We start from the raw sequence: 22301 nt of genomic DNA, 5'->3' as shown, positions 1-22301 counted from the left end.
AGCCGCCATCGTTCCGATCATGACCGACATCGCCCCCGCGCCGGTGCCGCGCCGTCCGTTCGGCCGCTGGTTCCGCGAGACGGGATGGCGCCACATCGTCGGCATCGTCATGCTCGTGTTCGCGGCGTTCCCGCTCGTGTACGTGCTCTCGGCGTCGCTGAACCCGGGCGGCACGCTGCTGACGGCCAACGGCCTGTTCCAGAACTTCGACCTGGGCAGCTACTTCTCGCTGTTCGGCGACCCCACCCGCCCCTACGGCGCGTGGTTCGTGAACACGATCGTCATCGGCCTGTGCGCATCGGTGGGCACCGTCATCCTGTGCGCCCTGGCCGCCTACGCGTTCTCGCGGATGCGCTTCACCGGGCGCCGGTTCGGCCTGCTGACCCTGCTGCTGGTGCAGATGTTCCCGCAGCTGCTCGCGTTCGTCGCGATCTTCCTGCTCATGTCGGCGATCGGTGACATCTTCCCGGCGCTGGGACTGAACTCGCAGATCGGTCTGATCATGGTCTACCTGGGCGGTGCGCTCGGGGTGAACACCTACCTGATGTATGGCTTCTTCAACACGGTGCCCGCCTCGATCGACGAGGCCGCCAAGATCGACGGCGCGGGGCATGCCCGCATCTTCTTCACGATCATCCTGCGCCTGGTCGCGCCGATCCTCGCCGTGATCGGCCTGCTGGCCTTCATCGGCACCACGAGCGACTTCGTCATCGCGTCGGTCGTGCTCGTCGACCCCGACAAGCAGACCCTCGCCGTGGGCCTGTACCAGTTCGTGTCGCAGGAGACCGCGCGCAACTGGAGCGTGTTCGCCGCTGGCGCCGTGCTGGCCGCGATCCTGCCGATGGCGCTGTTCCTGGCGCTGCAGCGCTACATCGTCGGCGGCCTCACCGCCGGCAGCGTCAAATGATGTCGCAGACATCGCCGAAGATGGGAGATATGGCCCTGTCCCCTCACCACGACGGTTCACCGCTGCACGTCTCCACGCAGAACCCCGCCCTGGGCGACGAGGTCACCGTGCGGCTGCGCGTGCCGTTCGGCAGCGCACCGATCGCTCGCGCGTTCGTGCGATCGAACCCCGACCATGAGCCGCAGTGGGTCGCGGCATCCCTCGACGGCGAAGCCGACGGCTGGCAGTGGTGGTCGGCGGTGATCACCGTCGCCAACCCCCGGCACGGCTACCGGTGGGCGCTCGTGCACGACGACGGCTCCACGTCGACGCTGTGCCAGGGCGGGCACACCCGGCTCGAGTCGTTGGATGCCGTGGACTTCGCGCTGGTGGCAGGCAACCCGCCGCCGGCCTGGCTCGACGGCGCCGTGATGTACCAGGTGTTCCCCGACCGCTTCGCGCGTTCTGCCGCCGCCTCGGGCCGCGAGGCGCCGGACTGGGCGATCCCGGCGGCGTGGGACACGCCCGTCGACCCGCTGCCGCCCGGGCGCAGCCACCAGTTCTACGGCGGCGACCTCGACGGCATCGTCGACAGGCTCGACCACATCGCCGCGCTGGGGGCCACGATCGTCTACCACACGCCGATCTTCCCCGCCCGCTCGAACCATCGCTACGACGCGTCGCGGTTCGACGTGGTCGATCCGCTGCTGGGCGGGGATGACGCCTACCTGCGGCTGATCAGCGCTGTGCACGGGCGCGGCATGAAGGTGATGGGGGATCTCACCTCGAACCACTCCGGCGATGCGCACGAATGGTTCCAGGCTGCCTTCGAGCACCCCGGCGCGCCCGAGAGCGCGTTCTACTACTTCCGCGACGCTGCGCAGAGCGTGTACGAGTCATGGCTGGGTGTGCCGTCATTGCCGAAGTTCAACTGGACCTCGACCGAGCTGCGCCGCCGTTTCATCGAAGGATCCGATTCGGTCGTCGCGAAATGGCTGGCCGCGCCGTATCGCATCGACGGGTGGCGCATCGATGTCGCCAACATGACCGGGCGGCTCGGGGCGCAGGACCTCAATACCGAGGTCCGCGGCATCCTGCGCCAGACGATGGTAGAGGTCAACCCCGACACTCTGCTGCTGGCCGAGTCGACCAATGACGCCGCCGGCGACCTGCAGGGAGACGCCTGGCACGGGGCGATGACCTACCCGGCGTTCACCCGCGGCGTGTGGGCATGGCTGTCGGAGCCGGCGCCCGACGCGTGGTTCTTCGGGATTCCGACCGGGATGCCGACCTACACTGCGCACGAGTTCGTCGACCAGCTGCAGCGGTTCACCTCGCAGATCCCGTGGCGGGTGCGGCTGGGATGCATGCAGCCGCTGGACACGCACGACACCGCGCGCTTCGCGACCTTCGCCGCGCCCGGAACGGTGCCGCTGGCGGTCGGGCTGTCGATGACGCTGCCCGGGCTGCCGGTGGTCTTCGCCGGCGACGAGTTCGGCCTGACCGGGGTGGACGGCGAGATGAGTCGCACACCGATTCCGTGGGACCGCGTCGACGAGCCTGAGATCGCCGACTGCATCGCGCTGTACCGCGACCTGATCGGCCTTCGCCGCCGGTTCGAGGCCCTGCAGACCGGCGGGCTGCGCTGGCTGCACGTCGATGACCAGACCATCGTGTTCGTGCGCGAGGCGGCATCGGGCAGCGTGCTCGTTCTCGCATCGCGGGGTGATGTGGATGTCGAGATCCCGGCGCCGCTCGTGATCGGGGCGTCGTCGGCCGATGCCGTGTTCGGCGAGGCCACGCTCGCGGTCGCGAGCGACGGTGCGGTGCTGCTGTCGGCCGGCGGTCCCGTGTTCGCCACCTGGACGCTGCCGGGCGTGGTCGCGCCGGCGCCCACCGCGATCGCGCACGCCCTGCCGCAGGGCGGCATGGGCGCGGTGCCCGAGCATTGAGTCAGCACTGGGGCCCGAGCGAAGCCGCACGAAGCGCGCACGAGACGAAGGGCCGGCCCAGGCAGCGGCATCCCGAATCCCTAGACTGACGAGATGGAACCCGCGGCCCCCGTCGTCGTGATCGGCGATGCCCTCATCGACGAACTGCGCGACGGCACGACGGTGACCGAGCTCGTGGGCGGTGCGGCGCTCAACGTGGCCGTCGGCCTCGTCCGGCTCGGCGTGCCCGCCATGTTGATCGCGATGGTCGGCGACGACGAGGCGGGCGATCACATCCGGGCGTACCTGCACGACTACGGGGTCGGTCTGCTCGCCTCGCCCGCGCCGCTCGGTTCGTCGCGGGCAGTGTCCACCCGTGTCGGCGGTGAGCCGGTCTACGAGTTCAACGAGGCCGCGCAGGCCCGCGCGGTGACCTACGGCGCAGTCGAGCGCGCCGCCATCGCCGCCGCTCCGTTCGTTGTCGTGAGCTGCTTTCCCTTCGATCACGCCGCGCAGGTCGCCGCGCTCGCCGAGGCCGTGGGCGACAAGCCCCTCGTGATCGATCCCAACCCACGGTCCGGGATGCTGACTGATCGCGACGCGTTCATCCAGGGGTTCGAGTCGCTCGTGCCGCGCTGCATGCTGGTCAAGGTGGGTGCGGACGACGCATCGCTGCTGTACCGCACATCGATCGACGAGCTGCGCGAGCGGTTGGCCGCCGCCACGACCGTGCTGGCGACCGCAGGCGCCGGGGGAGCGGTGCTCGAGGTCGACGGCGTCGTCGTCTCGGCCCCGATCGCGGCGCTTGCCGGGCGCGTGGTCGACACGATGGGCGCCGGCGACGCGGTGCTCGCGTCGGTCGTCGCTTCGCTCGTGCAGGATGATCCGCAGGATGCCGCGGCCTGGTCGGCAGCCCTCGAGCGCGCGATGCAGGTCGCGGCTGCCACGGTGCGGTTCGAGGGGGCGCTGCTGCGCATACCCGGTGCCGACGCGATGGACCTGGATCGCCTGGGCACCTGACCCGAGGGGTGGTTCGCAGCACCGGTCGCGACCAGGTAACATTGATAATCGCGCCTCCGATCGACTGGACAAGCCGGGCGGAGCGCACTTGGCAGGTTACCCAAGCGGCCAAAGGGATCTGACTGTAAATCAGCCGTCTTCGACTTCGGGGGTTCGAATCCCTCACCTGCCACCAACCTGGTGAGTCGCGTCATAGGCGACAGCCACGAACGAGAGCCCGGCCATCGGCCGGGCTCTCGTTCGTGTTGCGCAGGGAGATGTGGTCGCGATCGACGGTGTCGGCCGCGAACTCACCTCGAGGGTGCGGGGAAGGGCGGCTCCTCCGGATCCGTCGGCTCTGCAGGAGGAGTCGGCGCCGTCGGTTCGGCCGGTGCGGGGAAGGGCGGCTCCTCCGGTTCGGGCGGTACCGGGCGCGTCGTGGGGTCGTCAGGCGGAATCGGAAAGGGAGGCTCCCCGGGTTCGGGTGACGCCGGTTCCCGCGGCGGTCCGGGGACTCGGGGTTCTGCAGGGGGCGCTGGAAAGGGCGGGTCGGTCCGCGGCGGCTCTTGCGGCGCTGCGAGGGCGGCGTCCAAAACGGGTATGGGACGCGTGTCTTCTAAGTTCATTCTGATTCCTCCGAGTTCGCTCACTGCAGGATGCGCCCGCTGTTCGCGTGAGTGAAGAGGCTTGCGTCGGGGCTCAGAATGAGGTACCGGATGGGACGATCAGGTCGCCGCGCGTGCGCGCTCACGCGCGGTGGCGTCGGGATCGACATCGACGCACAGCACACCCGGCGCCGGTCCGAGTTCGCCGAGCACGGTTCCCATCGGGTCGATCACAAGACTCGTTCCGATCGACACGGGTGGCGCCTGGCATGCCGCGGCCGTCACGATCACATTCTCGATGGCGCGGGCGGCGGCGAGTACGCGCCAGTGGTTGACCTTCTGCGGGCCGGGCACCCACGACGCGCAGATGGCGAGCATGTCCGCTCCCGCTGACGCGAGCGCGGCGGCCATCGACGGCTGCCTCAGATCGCTGCAGGTCATCACCCCCACCGACACACCGGCAAGTCTCATCACGACATGCTCGGCAGGGTCGGGCCGGGAGATCCATTGCGACTCGCGGAACCCGTAGGAGTCATAGAGGTTGATCTTGCGGTACCGGCCGACGGGCGACCCGTCGGCGTCGAATCCGACGAGAGTGTTGAAGGGCCGTTCGCCGTTCGGATGAGCTTCGACCATCCCGGCGATCGCGGCGATGCCGTGCTCTCGAGCGAGAGCGGCCACAGCAGACGCGAACGGGCCGTCCACCGGCTCGGCCGCTGTCGAGAAGCTGCCGTCCACCACCTTCTTCTCGTACATGGCGTACTCGGGGAAGAGGATGAGGTCGGCACCTCGCCCCGCAGCGTCGTCGAAGGCGGAGCGGATCAGCGCGAGGTTGCCGGTGGTGTCCGTTCCGGACCCGATCTGAGCGAGGGCGAGGCGCATGATCCTACTCGGCGACCGGCACGGTGGATGGTGAGGCGGCGACGGTCGGATCCTCATCCTGCTCATAGGTCAGCTCCGGCGGAAGCTTGCGGAAGCCCTTCGTGATCACGGCGAGCACGACGATTCCGACCGCCAGCCAGCTCAGGCCCAGGACGATGGCGTTCGAGTCGAGCTTGGTCAGCAGATACGCCGTGATGATCGCGCCGATGGCGGGCACCACGACGTACACGATCGGGTTGAGCCTGCGTCCGTTCCGGTGCTCTTTCACGTAGTACACGATGACGGAGATGTTGACCATTGTGAAGGCGGTGAACGCGCCGAAGTTGATGAACGACGTCGATGTGGCGACATCCAGGAACACCGCGGCCAGCCCCACGACGCCGATGAGCACGATGTTGAACACCGGCGAGCGGAACCGCTTGCTGACCTCACCGAAGATCCTCCGGGGGAGCGCCCCATCGCGTCCCATCGCGTACAGCAGACGAGACGCCGATGCCTGCGCGGCAAGTCCCGACGCGAACTGGGCGATGACCAGACCGGCGAGGAAGATCGCGCCGAAGACGTTGCCGCCGATGGTCATTGCGATCTCGAAAGCCGCCGACGAGGCATCCGTGAACTGGCCTCCCGGGTGGACGAGCTGTGTGGTGTACGAGACGAGGATGAAGACGCCGCCGCCGATGAGGGCGATCAGCATGATCGCGCGCGGAACCGTGCGGGTCGGGTTCTTCGTCTCCTCGGTGAACGTGGTCACGGCGTCGAACCCGAGGAACGAATACGCCGCGATCGCAGCGCCGGCCGAGACCATCGCGAAGTTCGAGGTGGAGTTCGCGAACGGGTTCACGCTCAGCAGGCCGCCGGGACCCTGCTGGCTGACCACCGACCCGATCGAGAGGGCCACGAAGACGATGATGACCAGCACCTGGAACGACATCATGATGTAGTTGGTGCGGTCGGCGACCTTGATGCCGAGGATGTTGAGGATGGTCGTGATGAGCACGAATGCCACGATCCACACCCAGCCGGGAACAGTCGGGAATTCTGCTTGAAGATATGCCCCGCCGATCAGCCAGATGACCATCGGCAGGAACATGTAATCCAGCAGCACCGCCCAGCCCACGAGGAATCCGACCCGGGAGTCGATCGTGCGGCGCACATAGGAATAGGCCGAACCGGCGACGGGGTAGGCCGCGGCCATGCGTCCGTAGCTGGACGCGGTGAACAGCATCGCGACGAGGGCGACCAGATACGCCGACGCGCTGGCGCCGCCGGTCGTCTCGGCGACGACGCCGAAGATGCCGAGCACGATGAGCGGCGTCATGTAGGCCAGTCCGAACAGGACCAGCGAGGTGAGCCCGAGTGATCGGGTGAGGTGGGGTTGGGGGGTGGACATCGTCGTCTCCTGTCGGGTGCGGGACTGCTGTTCTGGTGCTGCTATTTCTGTGAGCCGGTGGTGCTCTGGGGCTCCCACCGGTGCGGGTCTATGCGTCCCTCGTAGAGGGGCAGGTCGAGTGCGTGGTCGGTGGGCAGGAACTGCGACCACATGCGGTTGCTGCCGGCGGTGCCGTGTGCGCGCACCCGGGCGACCTCATCCAGATCCAGGGTCACGAAGAGGGTCTCGGGGTCGACGCCGGCCTGGGCGAGGATTGCTCCTTCGGGGTCGACGACGATGCTCTGGCCACGGCCGATGGGGCCTGCGCAGTTGACGCTCACGGTGAAGGTCTGGTTCACGATGGAGTTTGCCTGCGCGAGCACGAGCTCCTGCGCGCGATCGGGGGTGGTGGTCTTCACGATGTTGGCCACGACGTCCGCGCCCATCCATGCCAGGTGGCGGGTGACTTCGGGGAACCACGCGTCGTAGCAGATCGACAGGCCCACGGTGCCGTCGTCGAGTCCATACGTGACGAATCGGTCGCCGGGGTCATACGGCTCGAAGGGCCGCCACGGGAAGATCTTGCGGTACGAGGCGGTCAGCGTGCCGTCGGGCGCAATGGCCAGCGCCGTGTTGAACAGCTCTCCGTCCGCGCCCTCTTCGCAGACGCTCCCGGGGATGAGCCAGACACCGGCGCCACGCGCGATGTCGCGCAGTTCGTCCACGAACGGACCGTCCAGAGGGATGGATGCTGCGCGCAGGCGCTCATTGCGCTCTTCGGCCGGCCACGAGTCTGCGCTGAACAGGTGCAGCTCGGGGTACACGACCAGGTCGGCGCCGACATCCCGGTGCGCACGCACGTCTGCCGCGAAACCGTCCAGCGGCGCGCCGATCGCAAGGGGAGCGGCCTGGACGGCCGCGATGGCGATCGTGCGGGTCACGAGGACCTCCTTGTCATGGGATCCGAGGCATCTCGGATCTGCTCTGTACAAAATAGATCATAATGATCGATTATGTCTAGCCCCTCGATAAGGTGGTGACATGTCCAGCGCAGGCGAAGCGACGCGCGGAGCCCTTCACGACCCGGAGCTGACGGGGATCACGAGGCTCTCGGCGTCTGACACGGTGCGGGCACGCATCGCCCTCGCCGTCGAGCTCGACCTCATCGGCACAGGTGAGCGGCTGCCCCGTGACGCCGAGATCGCGGCAGCGCTGGATGTCAGTGAGATGACGGTCCGCCGCGCTCTCGAATCGATGGCCGAGGACGGGCTGGTCGAGCGCCGCCGAGGACGCAGCGGCGGCACCTTCGCCACCGGCCGACACGGTGCCGTTCCCGACCGGGCCGCCGAGGCCTACCGGCAGGACGCCGTCGAAGTGCATCGCCTCATCGATGTGCGGACCCTGCTCGAGTGCGCCCTCGTGCATCATGCCGCGGTCTCGGCCACCGATGACGACATCGCAGCGCTGGCAGAGCGGGTGGCCGAGGCATCCGGCGCCGCAGACTGGAGTGCCTATCACCGCGCCGACGAGCGGTTCCACCTGCGCGTGGCCGAGGCCGCAGGGCTCGAGTGGGCGATGGGGCCCTACCGCCAGGTGCTGTCCGACCTGTATGCGTACTTCATCCCGTATCCGATCGACCGGCTGCACCGCGCGAATGAAGATCATGTGCGCATCGTCGACGCCATCCGCGCACACGATCCGGTCGCAGCCGTCGATCACATGCGTGCGCACGTCCAGGTGCTGCATCACACGATGTACGTGGGCGGCGCCGCCGATCGGTGAGCCGGGGCCGACCCGGCGCGCACGCATGTCCGGGCCGCGGCATCCTCACCCCTTGATCGCGCCCGAGGTGAGGCCCGACACGACCGAGCGCTTGAACACGAGCACGAGGATCGCGATCGGGATGACGGCGACCGTGCTTGCGGCGAAGATCGCGCCGAACGGGGTGATGTGCGCGTTGCCGAACAGGGCGATGCCGACCGGGATCGTGCGGAACTCGTTGGCGCTGTTGAACGAGAGCGCCATGAGGAACTCGGTCCAGCAGGCGGTGAACGCGAAGATCCCGGCGGTGAACACGCCCGGCAGCGCCATCGGCAGCACCACCGACCAGACGGTGCGCAGGGGTGACGCGCCGTCGATTCGGGCCGTCTCTTCCATCTCTTTGGGCACGCCGATGAAGTAGTTGCGCAGGATCCAGATCGCGAACGGCAGGTTCAGCGCGGTGTACGGGATGATCAGCGCCTGGTAGCTGTTGAGCCACCCGATCGTGCGCATCATGAGATACAGGGGCGCGATCAGCGCGATGACGGGGAACACCGAGAGCACGAGCAGGATGACGAGGATCGTGAACGTGCCGCGCATCTTGGCCCGGCCCAGCGCATAGCCGGCGAGCGTGCCCAGCACCAGCACCAGCACGGTGGCGGCGACCGAGACGACCAGCGAGTTCAGGATGTACTGCCCGAATCCGTGGTCGACGAACGCGATGCCGTAGTTCTCCACGCTGACCGGATCGGGGAACAGCTGCGGCGGTTGGGCCGACGCATTGGCGGCGGTCTTGAAGCTGGTCGCGACCATCCAGTAGATCGGCGCCAGCACGAACACGGCGACCAGGGCGGTGCTGATCGCCAGCCCCCACCGGGCCCGGGTCGATCGCCGACGCATGTCAGTCCTCCGTCTCGGAAACCTGCGCGCGGAACACCTTCAAGAAGACGAGGCATCCGATCACCACGAGCGCGGCAGTGGTCACCGCGACCGCCGCCCCCGGACCGAACTTCAGATCTGTGAACATCGCCTGGTAGCCGAGGATCGCCAGCGACGTGGTCGCGTTCTGCGGCCCGCCCTGGGTCAGCACGAACGGCAGGTCGAAAAGCCCGAACGCCTGCAGGATGCGAAACAGCACCGCCAGGGCGATGGTCGGACGCAGCAGCGGCAGTGTGATCTTCCAGAACAGCTGCCAGCCGCTCGCGCCGTCCATCTCGGCAGCCTCGTACAGGTCGCCGGGGATCATCACCAGCCCCGCCAGCACGATGATCGCCACGAACGGCGTGGTCTTCCAGATGTCGGCGACCATCATCGCGATGATCGCCGAGGTCGGGGTGCCCAAGATCACCGGCGACCCCCAGCCCAGCTGCTGGAAGATCCAGTCGGCGATGCCCGCGGTCGGATCGTAGATGTAATCCCACAGGGTCGCCGAGATCACCGTGATCAGCGACCAAGGGATCAGCAGGATCGCCATCATCCAGCCGCGGATGCCCTCCAACCGCTCGAGCACAAGGGCGATGAGCACCCCGAGCACGAGTTCGACGATGACGGTGACGATCGTGTAGCCGATCGTGAACACAAGTGCGTACTGCCAGATCGAAGCGGTGAAGATCGTCTTGTAGTTGCCGAGGGTGAAACCGTCGATCTGGAATCCGCTGCCCAGCACGTCCACGTTGCTGAAGCTCATCACCACCGAGAACGCGACCGGAAAGAGCGTCACGGCGGCGATCACGAACAGCCCCGGCGCCGAGAAGGCCCAGCCCATGCGGGTCATCGCGCGCTGCAGCGCGTTCTGTCGTGGGCGCGGCGGACGTGACCCCAGCGCCGCGCGCGGCGCGGCGGCCACCCGAATGCTCGTCACGGTGCCTCCTCGAACCCGCGATCGATGGGGCGACCGCGACGCCGATGGATGCCGCATCCCGGCGCCGCGGCCGCGTCTGCCGGTTACAGCCCGCCGCTCAGGGCACTGTTGATCTGGCCGCTGGCTTTGGTGATGGCCGCCTTCGGCTGCGCGGAGCCGGCGAGCACGCCGTTGACCGCCGTGTAGATCGCCTGGCTGACCTGCGGGTAGTCCGGCGTCTGCGCGGGCCGCGGCACGAGCTTGGTCTCAGAGACGATCGCCAGCACCGGGTTGGCCTTCTTGACGTCGGCCGACGCGCGCACGGTGGCGTTCGTGGGGATCTCGCTGAACTGCGTGGCCAGCGTCGTCTGCGCGTCGTTGCCCGTCATCCACTTGATGAACGTGAGGTCGGCGGCGATGTTCTTGCTGTGCGGGTTGACGTACAGGTTCCATCCGCCGATGTTCGAATAGCCGGGGGTCGGCTGCCCGCTGAAGGTCGGCATGGGCGCCACTCCGACCTTGCCGATCACCTTGGAGGGCGCGGCTTGGGACTGCCCGTACGCGTAGTCCCAATTGCGCAGGAACAGGGAGTCACCGGCCGCGAACGCGTTCATCGACTGGGTCTCCTGGTAGGTGGACTCGGCCTTCGGCGAGACCCCCGAGGTCACCAGCGACTGCTCGAAGCTGAGCGCCTTGTCGGCTGCAGCGCCGTCGAGGGTGGATTTCGTCTGGTCGGAGTTGAGCACCGTGCCGCCGGCGTCGGCGAGGAACTCCATGAAGTTGCACGTCGCACCCTCGTAGTTCGCGCCCTGGAACACGTAGCCGTCCTTGACGGCACCGGCGGACTGCACCTTCTTGGCGTCGGTGACCAGCTGCTCCCACGTGGTCGGCACCGGGAGGTTGTATTTCTGCAGCAGGTCTTTGCGGTAGTAGAGGAACCCCTGGTCCTCGAAGAACGGGGCGCCGTACACCTGATTCTTGTATGTCGCGCCTTGCACGAGACCCTGGGCGAACGTGTCCCAGTAGCTCTTGGGCAGGTACTGCGAGAGTGGAACGGCCAGCTGGTGCGCGCCGAACTGCGCGGGCCAGATGACGTCGCCCATGTAGACGTCAGGGCCGCCGCCGCCGGAGATCTGCGTCGTCAAGGTCGCGCGGTTGGTGTCGGTGTCGTTCGGAGCCGACACCAGGTTGACCTTGATGTTCGGGTAGGCCTTCTCGAAGGCGCTGATCAGCACGGTGCGCGGATCGGTGCCGCTGGTGGTGATGGGGCTCGCCCACCAGCTGATCGTGCCGGATGCCGCATTGCCCGGAGGTGTCGCGCTGCCCGCCGGGGTGGAACCGCCGCCGGGGGAGCCTGAACTGCACGCGGCCAACCCGACCGCGGTCAGCGCGGTGAGGGCTATTCCCGCCGCCTGGGTGATCCGCCGGCGCCGCGGGCTGCCACCGGAGATGCGCGGGACAGAACGGTTCGACATGAGTACGCCTCCTCGTGTTCAGTTGCGTGTGCCGGACGGGCGAGAAGCCAGACGCGTCTCGTGCGCAAGCAGGAGGCGTTGCGGCGCACGTCTTGAGCGTACGCAGCGGCGCGTGCACCGGCCTGTCTTCACAGGTTGCGGGCGCGATGCATAGCTCGCACGTATTCGATGCCCAGGATCGGGTGGCCCGCGGCATCCATCCACAGCTTGTCGGGAAAGCTCACGTGCGAGAGGGCTCGCATGTCAGGATGGAACTGCGGGCCTGCCCCGCCGACGAGAGGACGTCCATGATCGTGCCCCCTGAGACGCAACCTGGTGATGCGTCCACTTCAAAGATCCTGCGGGCGGCGATCTGGGTCGCCATCGGTGCGCTGATCGCCGCCGCGATCGTGTGCGTGGTCATGGTGCTGGTCGGCACGGCGAACGGCATCGTGCCGCGGGCGTTCCTGACCATTGTGCTGATGGTCGCCTTCGCCGGTGTGGCGCTGATGGACACGTACCTTGCACCGCGCCGCCCGGTCTGGTTCGCGCTGACCAGCATGGTCGTGTGGGTGGTGACGCTGCTGATCGGCGCCGTGATGATCTGGATGCCGTTCCCTGAGTTCCGCCCATCCGACGGCGCGTCGCGCTTCATGTCCTTCCTGCTGATCGTGCTGATCCTGCAGCTGGCGGTGCTGCACGTGCGTCTGTTCATGAAGGCCTGGCAGCGGCACGCGACGACGTTCACGACGGCCATGTTCTGGATCACGGTCATCCTGGTGGGCCTGCTGGCCCTCATGCTCGTCTTCCCTCTCATGCTGAGCGAATGGGTCCGCTTCCACGACCTGTACTGGCGACTGACGGTGGCCGTGACCATCCTGGCCGCGGTCGGCACCGCGCTCGTGCCTCTGGTCAACGCGCTGCTCGCCCCGCGCGGGCAGCAGCCGCGGCCTGCTGCGCCCGCCGCAGGGTGGCCGACCTACGCGGATCGCGTCACCCCGTTGCCGGTCATGCCCGATGGGCAGCCGGACTGGAACGCCTACTACACGGGGCAGCCGTCGGTGGCCCCGGCCCCGGCCGCCGTTGCATCGCCCGTCGAGGCGGCCGCGTGGCCCGCGCCCGAGCCGGCTCCTGCCATCGCGCCGCCGTCCGCGCCGCCCGTCCCCCCATCGGCGCCCGCGCAGGCCGTGTCTCCGGTGCCCCCTCTGCCGGAGCCCGCGCAGGTCGACCCGCGATGGCCGGCCCCCGCCATGCCCGCTGAGGGCGCGGGCCCGCAGCAGCCACCGGCCCCGACCGAGCCGCCGGCCGCACCCCAGCCGTAGAACCGTCTCGTACCGCACCGCCCGGTCGCATTTCTCGTGCGATCGGGCGGTGGTCGGTTGCGGCATCCTCCGGCGTCGATAGCGTGGAGGCATGACCCAGGCAGACGATCTCGTTCAGCTCGCCATCGATGTGGCACGCGAGGCGGGCGAGCTCGCCCGACGGCGGCGCGGTGAAGGAGTGGAGATCGCGGCGACGAAATCCGCGGCGGCCGACATCGTGACCGCCGCCGACCGGGAGGTCGAGGCTCTGATCCGACGGCGTCTCGCGCAGGAGCGCGCCGGTGACGGCTTCTTCGGTGAGGAATCCGGTGCCGAAGCGGGCACGAGCGGCCTCACGTGGGTCGTCGACCCGATCGACGGAACCGTCAACTACGCCTACGGCATCCCGGAATATGCCGTCAGCATCGCCGTCGTCGAAGGGGAACCCGACCCGCAGCACTGGCATGGGTTGGTCGGCGTCGTGTACGCGCCCGCGATGCAGGAGCTGTTCACCGCGACGGTCGGCGGCGGGGCATGGTTCGCGCCGACCACGGCCGGTGGTGCCCCGCGGCGACGTCTTGCCGTCAACGAGGCGCCCACCGATACCGGCGCGCTCGTGGCGACCGGATTCGGCTACGACCCTGCCACGCACGTGGGCGATCTGGCGCGTCTGGGCCGAGTCATGCCGCTGGCCCGCGACATCCGCCGGATCGGATCGGCGTCGCTCGACCTTGCTGCCGTCGCCGCCGGCCGGCTGGACGGCTACTTCGAGCGCGGCCTGCGACCGTGGGACCACGCCGCGGGTGCGTTGCTCGTCGAAGAGGCGGGTGGAGTCGTGGGTGGACTGCCGGGCCAGCGCCCGAGCACCGCGCTCACGATCGCGGCGGGGCCGGTGCTGTTCGCGCAACTCGAGCAGGCGATCGACGGACGCTGACACGCGGTCTGGAATTTCGAGCGCGTGCCACATGGCATTCTCAGTCCGGGCGTTGTAGTGTTTACCCGTTCGTTACCTTTGCCGGCCCGAACGGCAGGGGTGATCACCTACCCCGTGTTCGACCGTTGCCCCCCACAGCGACCCGACCCCGAGAGTTCGCTTCCCTTGCCCTTTGACGCTCCTCAGGCCGAGCCCGCGCCCACGCGGCGTTCGGCCCGTACCGCTCCCGTGCCGACTTCGGCCGTTGAGCGCACGGGTTCCAGCCGCGCCGAGACACGCCGCCGTGGAGGCGCCGAGGCAGCGCAGCGGCCTGCCGTGGTCTGGGGTCGGGTGACGAACGACGTCACCACTGAGCCGGACGTGGATGCTGCCGCGCCTGCCACATCGACGCACTCGGGCCAGATGCCGTTGACGCGCCGCAGCGCGCGTCGGCAGACGCAGCCGATTTCGCTGGGCTCCCACGCTCCTGCGACGCCCGCTGAGGCCGGCCCGGCGGGCCTCGCCGATGCCGCTTCGGCCGCCGTCACGAGCACAGTCGTCCCCGCCGCCGCGACGACGCCGGCAGCGTCGACGAGCAGCGCACCCGCGCAGGCACCTGCTGCGGCGCCCACCAGTGCAGCCGTGCAGCCCCCGGCTACGACGCCCGCGCAGGCACCTGCTGCGGCGCCCACGAGGGCTGCAGCATCCACTTCTCGTACGCCGTCCGTTCCGCTGACCGCGTCGATCCCGATCGTGTCCGACGATGCGAAGCCGACCGCCGACGACCGCGACGCGTTCGCGGCTGCGGCAAGGCTCTTCTCCTTCACGGGTGAGACGCCGATACAGCAGTCCAGGGACGATGCCGACGCCGCCGGGGTCGAGGCTGACACGCTGTCGCACAGGCACAGCAAGCACAAGGCCAAGGTGCGGCGCCCCGGGCGCTCGCGGATGATCGCCAAGCGCGCCGCCGCGACATCCTTCTCCTTCGCCACGATCATCGCCGTCGGCCTGCTGGCCGTCACCTCGACCCTGCCGGCGGCTGCCGTGGCCTCACCGGAGACGCACCTGCTGGGTGCAGCGCCGCAGCAGCAGGCGGGGGATGTCGCGGCCACCGGCAGCGATGACATCCAGGCATACGTCGCTCCCGTCGACAGCAAGGCAGAATCGGCGTCGCTGGATCGGTCGGCGAACTACAGCACAGCGACCATGGTCGACATGGCCGGCACCGTGGGCATCTCGAACTTCTCGAGCCGCATCTTCACGAACAACCCGCAGTGCGCGGTGCAGTGGCCGTTCGCGGTCGGTGTGCCGATCTCGTACGGCTTCGGCCCGCGCCCGGGAGAGTTCCACGAGGGCGTCGACTTCACGCCCGGCTCCGGAGCGCACGTGCAGGCCATCGCCGACGGCGTGGTGCGCGTGGCGCAGCAGGGCTATCAGGGCTACGGCGTCGCCGTGATCATCGACCATGAGATCGACGGTCAGCACTGGGCGAGCCTGTACGGCCACATGCAGTACGGGTCGCTGCAGGTGCGCCCGGGCGAGCACGTGCAGGTCGGCCAGTACATCGGCCGCACCGGCAACACCGGATTCTCGTTCGGCGCGCACACCCATTTCGAGATTCGGCAGAACGGCGTCACGCCGATCGATCCGATCCCGTGGCTGCGCCAGCACAACCGCTGCTGACCCGCAGTCCGAGAGTGCGCGTTGGGCGTCGAGTGTTCACAACTCCGCCGATCCGGGACGCCGCACAGGGAGCCTGGCCGTTTCGGCAATCGGCGGCGGCTCTGATAGTCTTTTCTGGTTGCCCGAAGTGATTCGGGAGCGCCCCGATAGCTCAGTGGCAGAGCACTTCCATGGTAAGGAAGGGGTCGTCAGTTCAATCCTGACTCGGGGCTCGCACGCACCACGGACCCCGGTTCGAGATGCCTCGCGGCAGGGTAGCTCAGTTGGTGAGAGCGCACGACTCATAATCGTGAGGTCGCGGGTTCAAGCCCCGCTCCTGCTACAGAACGAAACCCCCGGCATCGGCCGGGGGTTTCGTGGTTTGCGCGGCTTCGCCGCCGTGGGCTCAGGCGCGCCGGTACTGGCTGGCCATCGGGCACTCGAACGGGTCACGGGCGGCGAGCCCGACGCGGTTCAGGTAGTCGATGACGATCGCGTAGGAGCGCCACAGCGAGGTCTCGGTGTAGGGGACGTTGTTGCTGGCGCAGTAGTCGCGGACGATGGCGCGTGCCTGGGCGAGGTGGGGGCGCGCCATGCTGGGGAAGAGGTGGTGCTCGACCTGGTAGTTCAGGCCGCCCATGAGCCAGGTGGCCCACCATCCGCCGCGGATGTTGCGCGAGGTGCGCACCTGCTTCGTGAAGAAGTCGAGCTTCGCGTCGGGTGCGATCACCGGCATGCCCTTGTGGTTGGGGGCGAAGGTCGCGCCCATGTACACGCCGAAGACGGCGGACATGACGCCCAGGAAGGCGAACGCCATTCCGAGGGGGAGGAACAGGAACAGCGGCGTCAGCACGAGCGCGAAGCGCAGGACCAGCAGCACGATCTCGGTCCACCGGCCCTTCACCGTGCCGCGGCTTGCCAGGTGCCGGAAGCTCAGGACGTGTAGGTTGAAGCCTTCGAGCGTCAGCAGCGGGAAGAACAGCCACCCCTGCCTGCGGGTGATCATGCGGCGCAGACCGCGAGCCTGTGCGGCATCCTCATCGAGGAACGAGATCGTGTCGACCTCGATATCGGGGTCTTTGCCCACCTTGTTGGGGTTGGCGTGGTGGCGGCTGTGCTTGGAGTCCCACCAGGAGTAGCTCATGCCGACGAGCGCGCCCAGCACCCGTGCGAGTCTGTCGTTGGCGGGTCCGGTGGCGAGGATCTGCCGGTGGGCCGCCTCGTGCGCGAGGAACGCGATCTGGGTGAACATCACGCCCAGGGCACCCGCGATGAGCAGCTGATACCAAGTGGGCCCCAGCAGGATGAAGCCGGTGATCGCACCGCCCAGTGCGAGGGCGATGCATGTGCCGACGAACACGTAGAACCACGGCGTCCTACGCAGAAGTCCCGTCTCTTGCGCGACATGGGAGATGTGCATGTACGCCTTGGCGACCGGCGGGAAGTCCTCTCGCCGTGCGTATGTCTGCCGGATCGGGCCCAGAGTCGAGGGGGAGATGGTGGGTGACTGAGACAAGATCGGGCGCCTTACGTCGGGCCCGTCACCGATCGGTGAGTGGGCATCAAGCCAAGGGCGGCTGCCGATCGCTTCCTCACACGGTACCCGCCCATTCATGCAGTAAGCCGAATGTGGGGAACTCTGCCAGGTGAGGGCGGGAGTCCGACGCAAGCGCCGGACGCCCGCCCTGAGGCGTTCAGAGGGGGCGGATGTTGGCCGCCTGCGGGCCCTTCTGGCCTGCCTCTGCGTCGAACTCGACCTTCTGGTTCTCTTCGAGGTTGCGGTGGCCCGAGCCCTGGATCGCGCTGAAGTGCGCGAACAGGTCGGCCGAGCCGTCATCGGGCGCGATGAACCCGTAGCCCTTGTCGGAGTTGAACCATTTGACGGTGCCTGTGGCCATGACGTCATTCCTTCGTTGTCTGGGACCACGGGTGTGATCCGTGAGGCCGCGACGACGGCGCCGTCGCGGGGTATGGGTGAGCGGGGCGAGAGCGAGTCGCCCCGCCATGTCGGCATCGATCGCCGGGCTTGCGAGCGCTGCGAGCATCCGCTGTGCATCGCCGAGCGTCGCAGCGACGCCGACGTGCTGGCCGGACGGCCCGAACGCGGCGAATCGCGTGTCGTCGATGACCACGTGGCCGGCGAATTCGCCGTCGCGTGTGGCGGCGTAGACGTCGTAGTCCGACTGGCGCCAGTTGAGAGAACGGTCCGCCGGTATCGCGGAGACGGAAGAGAAGATGGAAGACCTCGTCGATCAGGTGCTGGACCGTGCCATCGTCGGCCGGGTCACAAGGATGGTAGGAGCACACGAGTTGTCGTATGCGAGGCGCGGATGCGCGCCACAGATTCCGGGAGCGATGACCGACGCAAGGCGCCGATGAACTCAACCGGTAGGACACAGCTTACCGTACGTCCGCATCAGGCGGACGCCATGTGTTTTCGTCATGCGACGCAACCGAGTCTCTCACCGGCGCTGGCGTGCCGCCTCGTACAGGGCGACGGTGGCCGCGTTGGCCGCATTCAGCGAGCTGGCGGCACCGCCGATGGGAATGCGCACCATCGCGTCGCACGCATCCTGCCACCCTGCACTCAGGCCGGCCGTCTCGTTGCCGATGGCCAGCAGCGTGGGTCCGGTCAGGTCGAAATCGGCGATGTCCGCCGTGCCGTGCTCGTCGGTTCCGACGATGGTGATCGGGATGCCGGCATCCCGCCATTCCTGCGCCCACCCGACGACCTCGCGCTGCGACGCGACGCGCACCACGGGGCGCGCGAACAGCGATCCGGTCGAGGCGCGCACCGACTTGGGGTCGTAGGGATCGGCACCGTGCCCGGTGACGATGACGCCGGCGCCGTCGAAGGCGTCCAGCGAGCGCACGATCGCGCCGATGTTGCCGGGGCCCGACGGACGGTCGAAGGCGATGCCGAGGAACGTCGGGGTGACCGTGATGCGCGCGAGGTCATCGGAGGGCAGCTCGACGACGGCGACGAGCTCGGGCAGGTCCTCGTCTTTGCCGCTGAGCTGCCGCAGCAGATCGGGGGACATCGCGACGCGGTCGCCGCCTGCGCGCTCGAGCAGGTCGGCGGCCCAGCGCGAGAGCGGGCGCCGGCTGTCGTAGAGCATCGCCCGCACCGGCCAGCCGTGCTCGACGGCCAGGGTGATAGGGCGCACGCCGTGCACGAGGAACTCGCCCAGACGCTGGCGCTTGTTGCGATTGTGCAGCAGTGCCTCCCACTGCTGGAACCGCGCGTTCGGCCGCGAGATCCTCAGCTCACCCGCCACGTCAGCCTCCCGGTGTGTGTGCGACACGACGGTCCCAGGTTCTCATGCCCGAGGTCGTCACTCGCACACAGCAGACGGAAAGGGGATGCCGATCCCCGGCGCGGCGGGGGCGACTACGGTGAGACCGGGGGCAGCAATGGATGCGCGTTCGAATTCAGTGTGGAGTCGGAGCATGATCGGTCGCCTCGCCCGGTTCGCGTTGACCGCCGTCGGGTCGGCTGCAGCGCTCACCGCGGCCGTGGGACTGGTCACCACCGCAGAGGGCCTGCTCGCGTGGGAGCGGCTGAACCCCACGCGGATGGGATCGGTGCTGCCGCGCAGCGGCCGGTTCGGTACGGAGGCGGGAGAGGCGATCCGGCTCGGCGTTCTCGGTGACTCGCTGGCCGTCGGCTACGGCGCCGAAGAGCCCGACATGACGCCCGGGGCGCTGCTGGCGACGTGGCTGTCAGAAGTGTCGGGCCGGCCGGTCGAGTTGACGAACATGGCCGTCATCGGCGCCGAATCGACCGCGCTGATCAGCCAGCTCGCACACCTGCGTGAAGTGACGCAGCCCGATGTGGTCGTGATCATCATCGGCGCCAATGACGTCATGCATCTCAAGCGCCTCGTCGATGCGCTGTGGCCGCTGTCAGAGACGGTGCGCGACCTGCGGCGCACCCACGCACAGGCAGTCGTTGCCACCTGTCCGGACCTGGGCACCGTGCGGCCGTTCTCGCAGCCGCTGCGGTTCTTCGCCCACTGGTACAGCCGGGTGCTCGCCACGGGGCAGGCCATCGTCGTGCTGCGCGCCGGGGGGCGCACCGTGTCGCTTGCCGACACCCTCGGTCCGCTGTTCCACCGCGACCCCGACGACATGTTCTCGCCGCGCGACCACCTGCATCCCTCGAGCATCGGCTATGAGCAGGCCGCCGCCGTGATCCTGCCGAGTGTTCTTGCGGCAGCCGGAATCGAACGGGAGGATGCCCGGACCCCGCACCGCATCTACCGCAAGGACGTTCGGCACCCGCTCGCGTGGTGGGCCTTCCGCGCGTCGCGTCGGGTGGGGGAGCGGCTCACCGCCGCATCCAGCACCGTCACTCCGGCGGCCGGAGCCCGCTCGCTCTGAGGGCGGCGCGTCATCCGATCCGGTAGCGGTAGGCGAGCAGGTCGAACACGCGCTCGCCGCCGATCCACAGTCCGTCGTGCTCGGGTGCCCGTTCGAAGCCGAGCGCTTCGTACAGCCGGTGGGCGCCGTGCATGTCGGGGCCGGTCTTCAGCGTGACGTCCGCGTAGCCGGCGGCCGCGGCATCCTCGATCACCCGGCGCATCAGCGTCGCGGCGATTCCGCGCCGACGCGCGGTGGGGTCCACCCCGAGCAGGCGCAGGTCGGCGTCGGCATCGCCGAAGTCCTCGTGCAGGACGGGGCCGCCGGGGCGGCGGACGGTGACGGTGCCGAGAATGCGGACGCCTTCCACCGCGACCAGCACGTCGTACGTGCGGGCGCGGAAGGCGGCGTGGTGCATGTCGTCGGAGTGGTCGCGCCGGCCGTAGTCGTGCGTGTAGGCGGCCTCGACCAGACGATCGACCTCGGCGTACTCGTCGGGTCGGGCGGCGCGCACCGTGATCTGCGTGGCCGCCGACGGGGATGCCGGCTGTGCCTCGAGCGTCATCAGGCCGCCTGCTCTTGGTCGTCGCCGTGTGCGGCAGAAGCCGAGGCTGCGGCCGAGCCCGGCGTCCAGCCGAGCGCCGGGCCGATGCTCGTGGCGATCTCGTGCAGAATGTGCTTCCAGTCGGCGATCTCGAACTCGAACGGCAGCTCGAACAGGTAGTCCTCCGCGGCCTGGTACGCGACGTCGGCTCGGATGGCCTCGACGATCTCGTCACGGGATCCGAGGTTGTCCACGGCGATGAGGGTGTTCTTGCCCCGGATGCCGTGGGTGCGCGGCGTGCGGCGCTGGACGTAGTCGCGATACCGGTTCAGCTGCGCGGTCGTGGCGTGGTCGGTGGGCACCGCCACGCGGGCGACCGTGACGTGGGCGGCCTCACCCTGTGGATGGTGGGCGCGGAACGCGTCGATCTGCCCGCGCTGCACCCGGGAGAAGTCGGTGTCGCCGTCGGCGGTGGTGCTGATGTTGCTCACGAGCCAGTTCAAGCCCGCCCGGCCCGCCCACTCGGCCGAGCGCAGCGATCCGCCCCCGTACCAGAGCCGGTCGGCCAGTCCCTCGCTGTGCGGCTCCGCACGGTCGGAGTCGAAATCGCCGCCGATGCCGTTGTACGCAGGCACGTCGCGCACGGAGCGTCCTGCGATGAGCTCGCGCAGCAGCTCGATGCGGCTGTAGCCGTAGTCCTCGCTGCGCCATCCGCGGTCGAACACGATGTCGTTGACGTCGTCGGTGAACGACGGTGGGTGCACGCTGAGCCCGGGCTGCAGTCGCCCTCCCGAGAGCACGTCGGCGGTCGCGAGGTCTTCGGCGAGCCGGAAGGGGTTCTCGTTGCCGACCGGGATCACGGCATGCCCGAGCTTGATCCGCTCGGTGTGCTGCGAGATCGCCCCGAACAGCACCGGCGACGACGAGACGCCGTGCTGCAGGTGGCGGGTGCGCAGCCAGCCGCTGTCGAGCCCGAGCTCTTCGGCATAGCGGAACAGCTCGATCGCGTCTTCGAGCCCCTGCCGGGGCGAATCGCGGTCGAACGGGGCGATGTGCACGAAGCCGAGGCTTCGCAGCGGTCGGTTCTGTGGTTGCCGTGCGGTGGTCATCGCGGTCTCCTAGCCGGTGCGTACTGCCGTGGTCAGAACACTACGAATCACGCGCCTGCCGCGCGACATGCGGGTCGAAGTCTTACCGAGCGTGACGAAGTGTGTCGGCTCGGACCCTCACTCAGTCCCAGCGCACTCAGTCCCGGAGCACTCAGTCCCAGAGCAGTCAGTCCCAGAGCATGGGGCGGTGGGCGTCGCGCTCGCCGTCATCGGGCAGATGGGGCAGTCGCTCCGATCCGCCGCGGATGCACAGCCAGCGCAGCTGCTCGGGGCTGTCGGGCACGCACCGCCACGAACGCCACACGCCCTGACCGACGCGCACGACCGTGCCGGGGCCCACGTCGACGATCTCGTCGTCCAGGCCCATCTGGCCGCGCCCGGCCAAGAAGACGTACAGCTCTTCGATGCGCCCATGGCGATGCCAGTAGTCCACCGATTCGCCGGGCTCGTAGGCGTTGGCGGTCATGCCGAGGTACTGCGTGTCCAGCTCGTGGTCGATGACCCGTCGGCCCTGACGCGAGCGGTCGGGGGCGAACCCGCCGTAGAAGTCGCGCCACGCCTCGGGCGCCCCGATCTCCAGCACTTCGTAGTCGGTCATGACGCCACCGTAACGCGTCTGCGCGTCATCGGCGCCGGCACTCGGCCCGGACTCAGCCACGCACGGCCGCCAGTGGATAAAATCG

20 protein-coding genes and 3 tRNA genes are annotated in these 22301 nt (G+C 68.6%); 11 read left to right on the top strand and 12 right to left on the bottom strand.

The window, feature by feature from the left end; translation table 11 throughout:
- Nucleotides 1-19: 19 nt before the first annotated feature.
- From QU603_RS12560 to QU603_RS12545, 4 genes are all read left to right on the top strand, one after another.
- Nucleotides 20-907 carry a sugar ABC transporter permease gene (locus QU603_RS12560; protein WP_308494015.1) on the top strand — a complete coding sequence of 296 codons (888 nt, stop codon included), beginning with the start codon at nucleotides 20-22 and terminating at the stop codon, nucleotides 905-907.
- 29 nt (nucleotides 908-936) lie between these two features.
- Complete coding sequence (locus QU603_RS12555; protein WP_308491719.1) at nucleotides 937-2838, top strand: glycoside hydrolase family 13 protein; 1902 nt, start codon at nucleotides 937-939, stop codon at nucleotides 2836-2838.
- Between the two features lie 93 nt (nucleotides 2839-2931).
- The gene (locus QU603_RS12550) at nucleotides 2932-3837 is read left to right on the top strand and encodes a PfkB family carbohydrate kinase (RefSeq protein ID WP_308491718.1); all 906 of its coding nucleotides are present in this window, start codon (nucleotides 2932-2934) and stop codon (nucleotides 3835-3837) included.
- Nucleotides 3838-3927: 90 nt separating this feature from the next.
- A tRNA-Tyr gene (locus QU603_RS12545) sits at nucleotides 3928-4012 on the top strand.
- Nucleotides 4013-4541: 529 nt separating this feature from the next.
- Here QU603_RS12545 and QU603_RS12540 read toward each other — a convergent pair.
- From QU603_RS12540 to QU603_RS12530, 3 genes are read right to left on the bottom strand one after another with little or no spacing between them, the layout of a single operon-like run.
- A complete protein-coding gene (locus tag QU603_RS12540) occupies nucleotides 4542-5303 on the bottom strand; it encodes a nitrilase-related carbon-nitrogen hydrolase (protein WP_308491717.1) in 762 nt (253 codons plus the stop codon).
- A gap of 4 nt (nucleotides 5304-5307) precedes the next feature.
- Nucleotides 5308-6693: an APC family permease gene (locus tag QU603_RS12535; protein WP_308491716.1), complete on the bottom strand. Its 1386-nt coding sequence runs from the start codon at nucleotides 6691-6693 to the stop codon at nucleotides 5308-5310.
- 41 nt (nucleotides 6694-6734) lie between these two features.
- Nucleotides 6735-7613: a carbon-nitrogen hydrolase family protein gene (locus QU603_RS12530; RefSeq protein ID WP_308491715.1), complete on the bottom strand. Its 879-nt coding sequence runs from the start codon at nucleotides 7611-7613 to the stop codon at nucleotides 6735-6737.
- Nucleotides 7614-7713: 100 nt separating this feature from the next.
- Here QU603_RS12530 and QU603_RS12525 point away from each other — a divergent pair, with 100 nt between their 5' ends.
- A complete protein-coding gene (locus QU603_RS12525; protein WP_308491714.1) occupies nucleotides 7714-8454 on the top strand; it encodes a FadR/GntR family transcriptional regulator in 741 nt (246 codons plus the stop codon).
- 45 nt (nucleotides 8455-8499) lie between these two features.
- Here QU603_RS12525 and QU603_RS12520 read toward each other — a convergent pair whose 3' ends face one another.
- The 3 genes from QU603_RS12520 to QU603_RS12510 form a co-directional block, all read right to left on the bottom strand.
- Nucleotides 8500-9333, bottom strand: coding sequence for a carbohydrate ABC transporter permease (locus QU603_RS12520; protein ID WP_308491713.1), 834 nt, complete (start codon nucleotides 9331-9333; stop codon nucleotides 8500-8502).
- A 1-nt stretch (nucleotide 9334) separates the two neighbouring features.
- Complete coding sequence (locus tag QU603_RS12515) at nucleotides 9335-10294, bottom strand: carbohydrate ABC transporter permease (RefSeq protein WP_308491712.1); 960 nt, start codon at nucleotides 10292-10294, stop codon at nucleotides 9335-9337.
- 83 nt (nucleotides 10295-10377) lie between these two features.
- On the bottom strand, nucleotides 10378-11748 hold the full coding sequence (locus QU603_RS12510) for an ABC transporter substrate-binding protein (RefSeq protein ID WP_308491711.1): 1371 nt from the start codon (nucleotides 11746-11748) through the stop codon (nucleotides 10378-10380).
- Between the two features lie 287 nt (nucleotides 11749-12035).
- Here QU603_RS12510 and QU603_RS12505 point away from each other — a divergent pair, with 287 nt between their 5' ends.
- The 5 genes from QU603_RS12505 (at nucleotide 12036) to QU603_RS12485 (ending at nucleotide 15946) form a co-directional block, all read left to right on the top strand.
- Nucleotides 12036-13049 (top strand): hypothetical protein, encoded by a 1014-nt coding sequence (locus tag QU603_RS12505; RefSeq protein WP_308491710.1) that lies wholly within the window; start codon nucleotides 12036-12038, stop codon nucleotides 13047-13049.
- A 91-nt stretch (nucleotides 13050-13140) separates the two neighbouring features.
- Nucleotides 13141-13962 carry an inositol monophosphatase family protein gene (locus QU603_RS12500; RefSeq protein WP_308491709.1) on the top strand — a complete coding sequence of 274 codons (822 nt, stop codon included), beginning with the start codon at nucleotides 13141-13143 and terminating at the stop codon, nucleotides 13960-13962.
- A 330-nt stretch (nucleotides 13963-14292) separates the two neighbouring features.
- Nucleotides 14293-15624: a M23 family metallopeptidase gene (locus QU603_RS12495; protein ID WP_308491708.1), complete on the top strand. Its 1332-nt coding sequence runs from the start codon at nucleotides 14293-14295 to the stop codon at nucleotides 15622-15624.
- 140 nt (nucleotides 15625-15764) lie between these two features.
- Nucleotides 15765-15836, top strand: a tRNA-Thr gene (locus tag QU603_RS12490).
- Between the two features lie 36 nt (nucleotides 15837-15872).
- A tRNA-Met gene (locus tag QU603_RS12485) sits at nucleotides 15873-15946 on the top strand.
- Between the two features lie 63 nt (nucleotides 15947-16009).
- On the opposite strand, the gene QU603_RS12480 is transcribed toward QU603_RS12485, so the two are convergent.
- The 3 genes from QU603_RS12480 to QU603_RS12470 form a co-directional block, all read right to left on the bottom strand.
- Nucleotides 16010-17119 carry a fatty acid desaturase family protein gene (locus QU603_RS12480; RefSeq protein ID WP_308491707.1) on the bottom strand — a complete coding sequence of 370 codons (1110 nt, stop codon included), beginning with the start codon at nucleotides 17117-17119 and terminating at the stop codon, nucleotides 16010-16012.
- A gap of 178 nt (nucleotides 17120-17297) precedes the next feature.
- Nucleotides 17298-17501, bottom strand: coding sequence for a cold-shock protein (locus QU603_RS12475; protein WP_308491706.1), 204 nt, complete (start codon nucleotides 17499-17501; stop codon nucleotides 17298-17300).
- 564 nt (nucleotides 17502-18065) lie between these two features.
- Complete coding sequence (locus QU603_RS12470; RefSeq protein WP_308491705.1) at nucleotides 18066-18881, bottom strand: TrmH family RNA methyltransferase; 816 nt, start codon at nucleotides 18879-18881, stop codon at nucleotides 18066-18068.
- A gap of 172 nt (nucleotides 18882-19053) precedes the next feature.
- Here QU603_RS12470 and QU603_RS12465 point away from each other — a divergent pair, with 172 nt between their 5' ends.
- Nucleotides 19054-19986 carry an SGNH/GDSL hydrolase family protein gene (locus tag QU603_RS12465; protein WP_308491704.1) on the top strand — a complete coding sequence of 311 codons (933 nt, stop codon included), beginning with the start codon at nucleotides 19054-19056 and terminating at the stop codon, nucleotides 19984-19986.
- Nucleotides 19987-19996: 10 nt separating this feature from the next.
- On the opposite strand, the gene QU603_RS12460 is transcribed toward QU603_RS12465, so the two are convergent.
- From QU603_RS12460 to QU603_RS12450, 3 genes are all read right to left on the bottom strand, one after another.
- On the bottom strand, nucleotides 19997-20530 hold the full coding sequence (locus QU603_RS12460; RefSeq protein ID WP_308491703.1) for a GNAT family N-acetyltransferase: 534 nt from the start codon (nucleotides 20528-20530) through the stop codon (nucleotides 19997-19999).
- Nucleotides 20530-21618 carry an LLM class flavin-dependent oxidoreductase gene (locus tag QU603_RS12455; RefSeq protein WP_308491702.1) on the bottom strand — a complete coding sequence of 363 codons (1089 nt, stop codon included), beginning with the start codon at nucleotides 21616-21618 and terminating at the stop codon, nucleotides 20530-20532. The genes QU603_RS12460 and QU603_RS12455 overlap by 1 nt, the downstream gene beginning before the upstream one ends.
- Before the next feature lie 166 nt (nucleotides 21619-21784).
- Entirely contained in the window at nucleotides 21785-22216 is a 432-nt protein-coding gene (locus tag QU603_RS12450) for a cupin domain-containing protein (protein WP_308491701.1), read from the bottom strand.
- Between the last annotated feature and the right edge of the window lie 85 nt (nucleotides 22217-22301).

Source organism: Microbacterium terrisoli (assembly GCF_030866805.1).
Taxonomy (GTDB): Bacteria; Actinomycetota; Actinomycetes; order Actinomycetales; family Microbacteriaceae; genus Microbacterium; species Microbacterium terrisoli.
This window is presented reverse-complemented; position numbering and strand designations above follow the sequence as displayed.

Coding starts and splice junctions, on each gene's coding strand:
- QU603_RS12520 (WP_308491713.1), bottom strand. CDS start 9,333: ATGCGTCGGCGATCGACCCGGGCCCGGTGGGGGCTGGCGATCAGCACC.
- QU603_RS12455 (WP_308491702.1), bottom strand. CDS start 21,618: ATGACCACCGCACGGCAACCACAGAACCGACCGCTGCGAAGCCTCGGC.
- QU603_RS12500 (WP_308491709.1), top strand. CDS start 13,141: ATGACCCAGGCAGACGATCTCGTTCAGCTCGCCATCGATGTGGCACGC.
- QU603_RS12535 (WP_308491716.1), bottom strand. CDS start 6,693: ATGTCCACCCCCCAACCCCACCTCACCCGATCACTCGGGCTCACCTCG.
- QU603_RS12475 (WP_308491706.1), bottom strand. CDS start 17,501: ATGGCCACAGGCACCGTCAAATGGTTCAACTCCGACAAGGGCTACGGG.
- QU603_RS12505 (WP_308491710.1), top strand. CDS start 12,036: ATGATCGTGCCCCCTGAGACGCAACCTGGTGATGCGTCCACTTCAAAG.
- QU603_RS12460 (WP_308491703.1), bottom strand. CDS start 20,530: ATGACGCTCGAGGCACAGCCGGCATCCCCGTCGGCGGCCACGCAGATC.
- QU603_RS12540 (WP_308491717.1), bottom strand. CDS start 5,303: ATGCGCCTCGCCCTCGCTCAGATCGGGTCCGGAACGGACACCACCGGC.
- QU603_RS12450 (WP_308491701.1), bottom strand. CDS start 22,216: ATGACCGACTACGAAGTGCTGGAGATCGGGGCGCCCGAGGCGTGGCGC.
- QU603_RS12560 (WP_308494015.1), top strand. CDS start 20: ATGACCGACATCGCCCCCGCGCCGGTGCCGCGCCGTCCGTTCGGCCGC.
- QU603_RS12555 (WP_308491719.1), top strand. CDS start 937: ATGGCCCTGTCCCCTCACCACGACGGTTCACCGCTGCACGTCTCCACG.
- QU603_RS12510 (WP_308491711.1), bottom strand. CDS start 11,748: ATGTCGAACCGTTCTGTCCCGCGCATCTCCGGTGGCAGCCCGCGGCGC.
- QU603_RS12465 (WP_308491704.1), top strand. CDS start 19,054: ATGATCGGTCGCCTCGCCCGGTTCGCGTTGACCGCCGTCGGGTCGGCT.
- QU603_RS12550 (WP_308491718.1), top strand. CDS start 2,932: ATGGAACCCGCGGCCCCCGTCGTCGTGATCGGCGATGCCCTCATCGAC.
- QU603_RS12525 (WP_308491714.1), top strand. CDS start 7,714: ATGTCCAGCGCAGGCGAAGCGACGCGCGGAGCCCTTCACGACCCGGAG.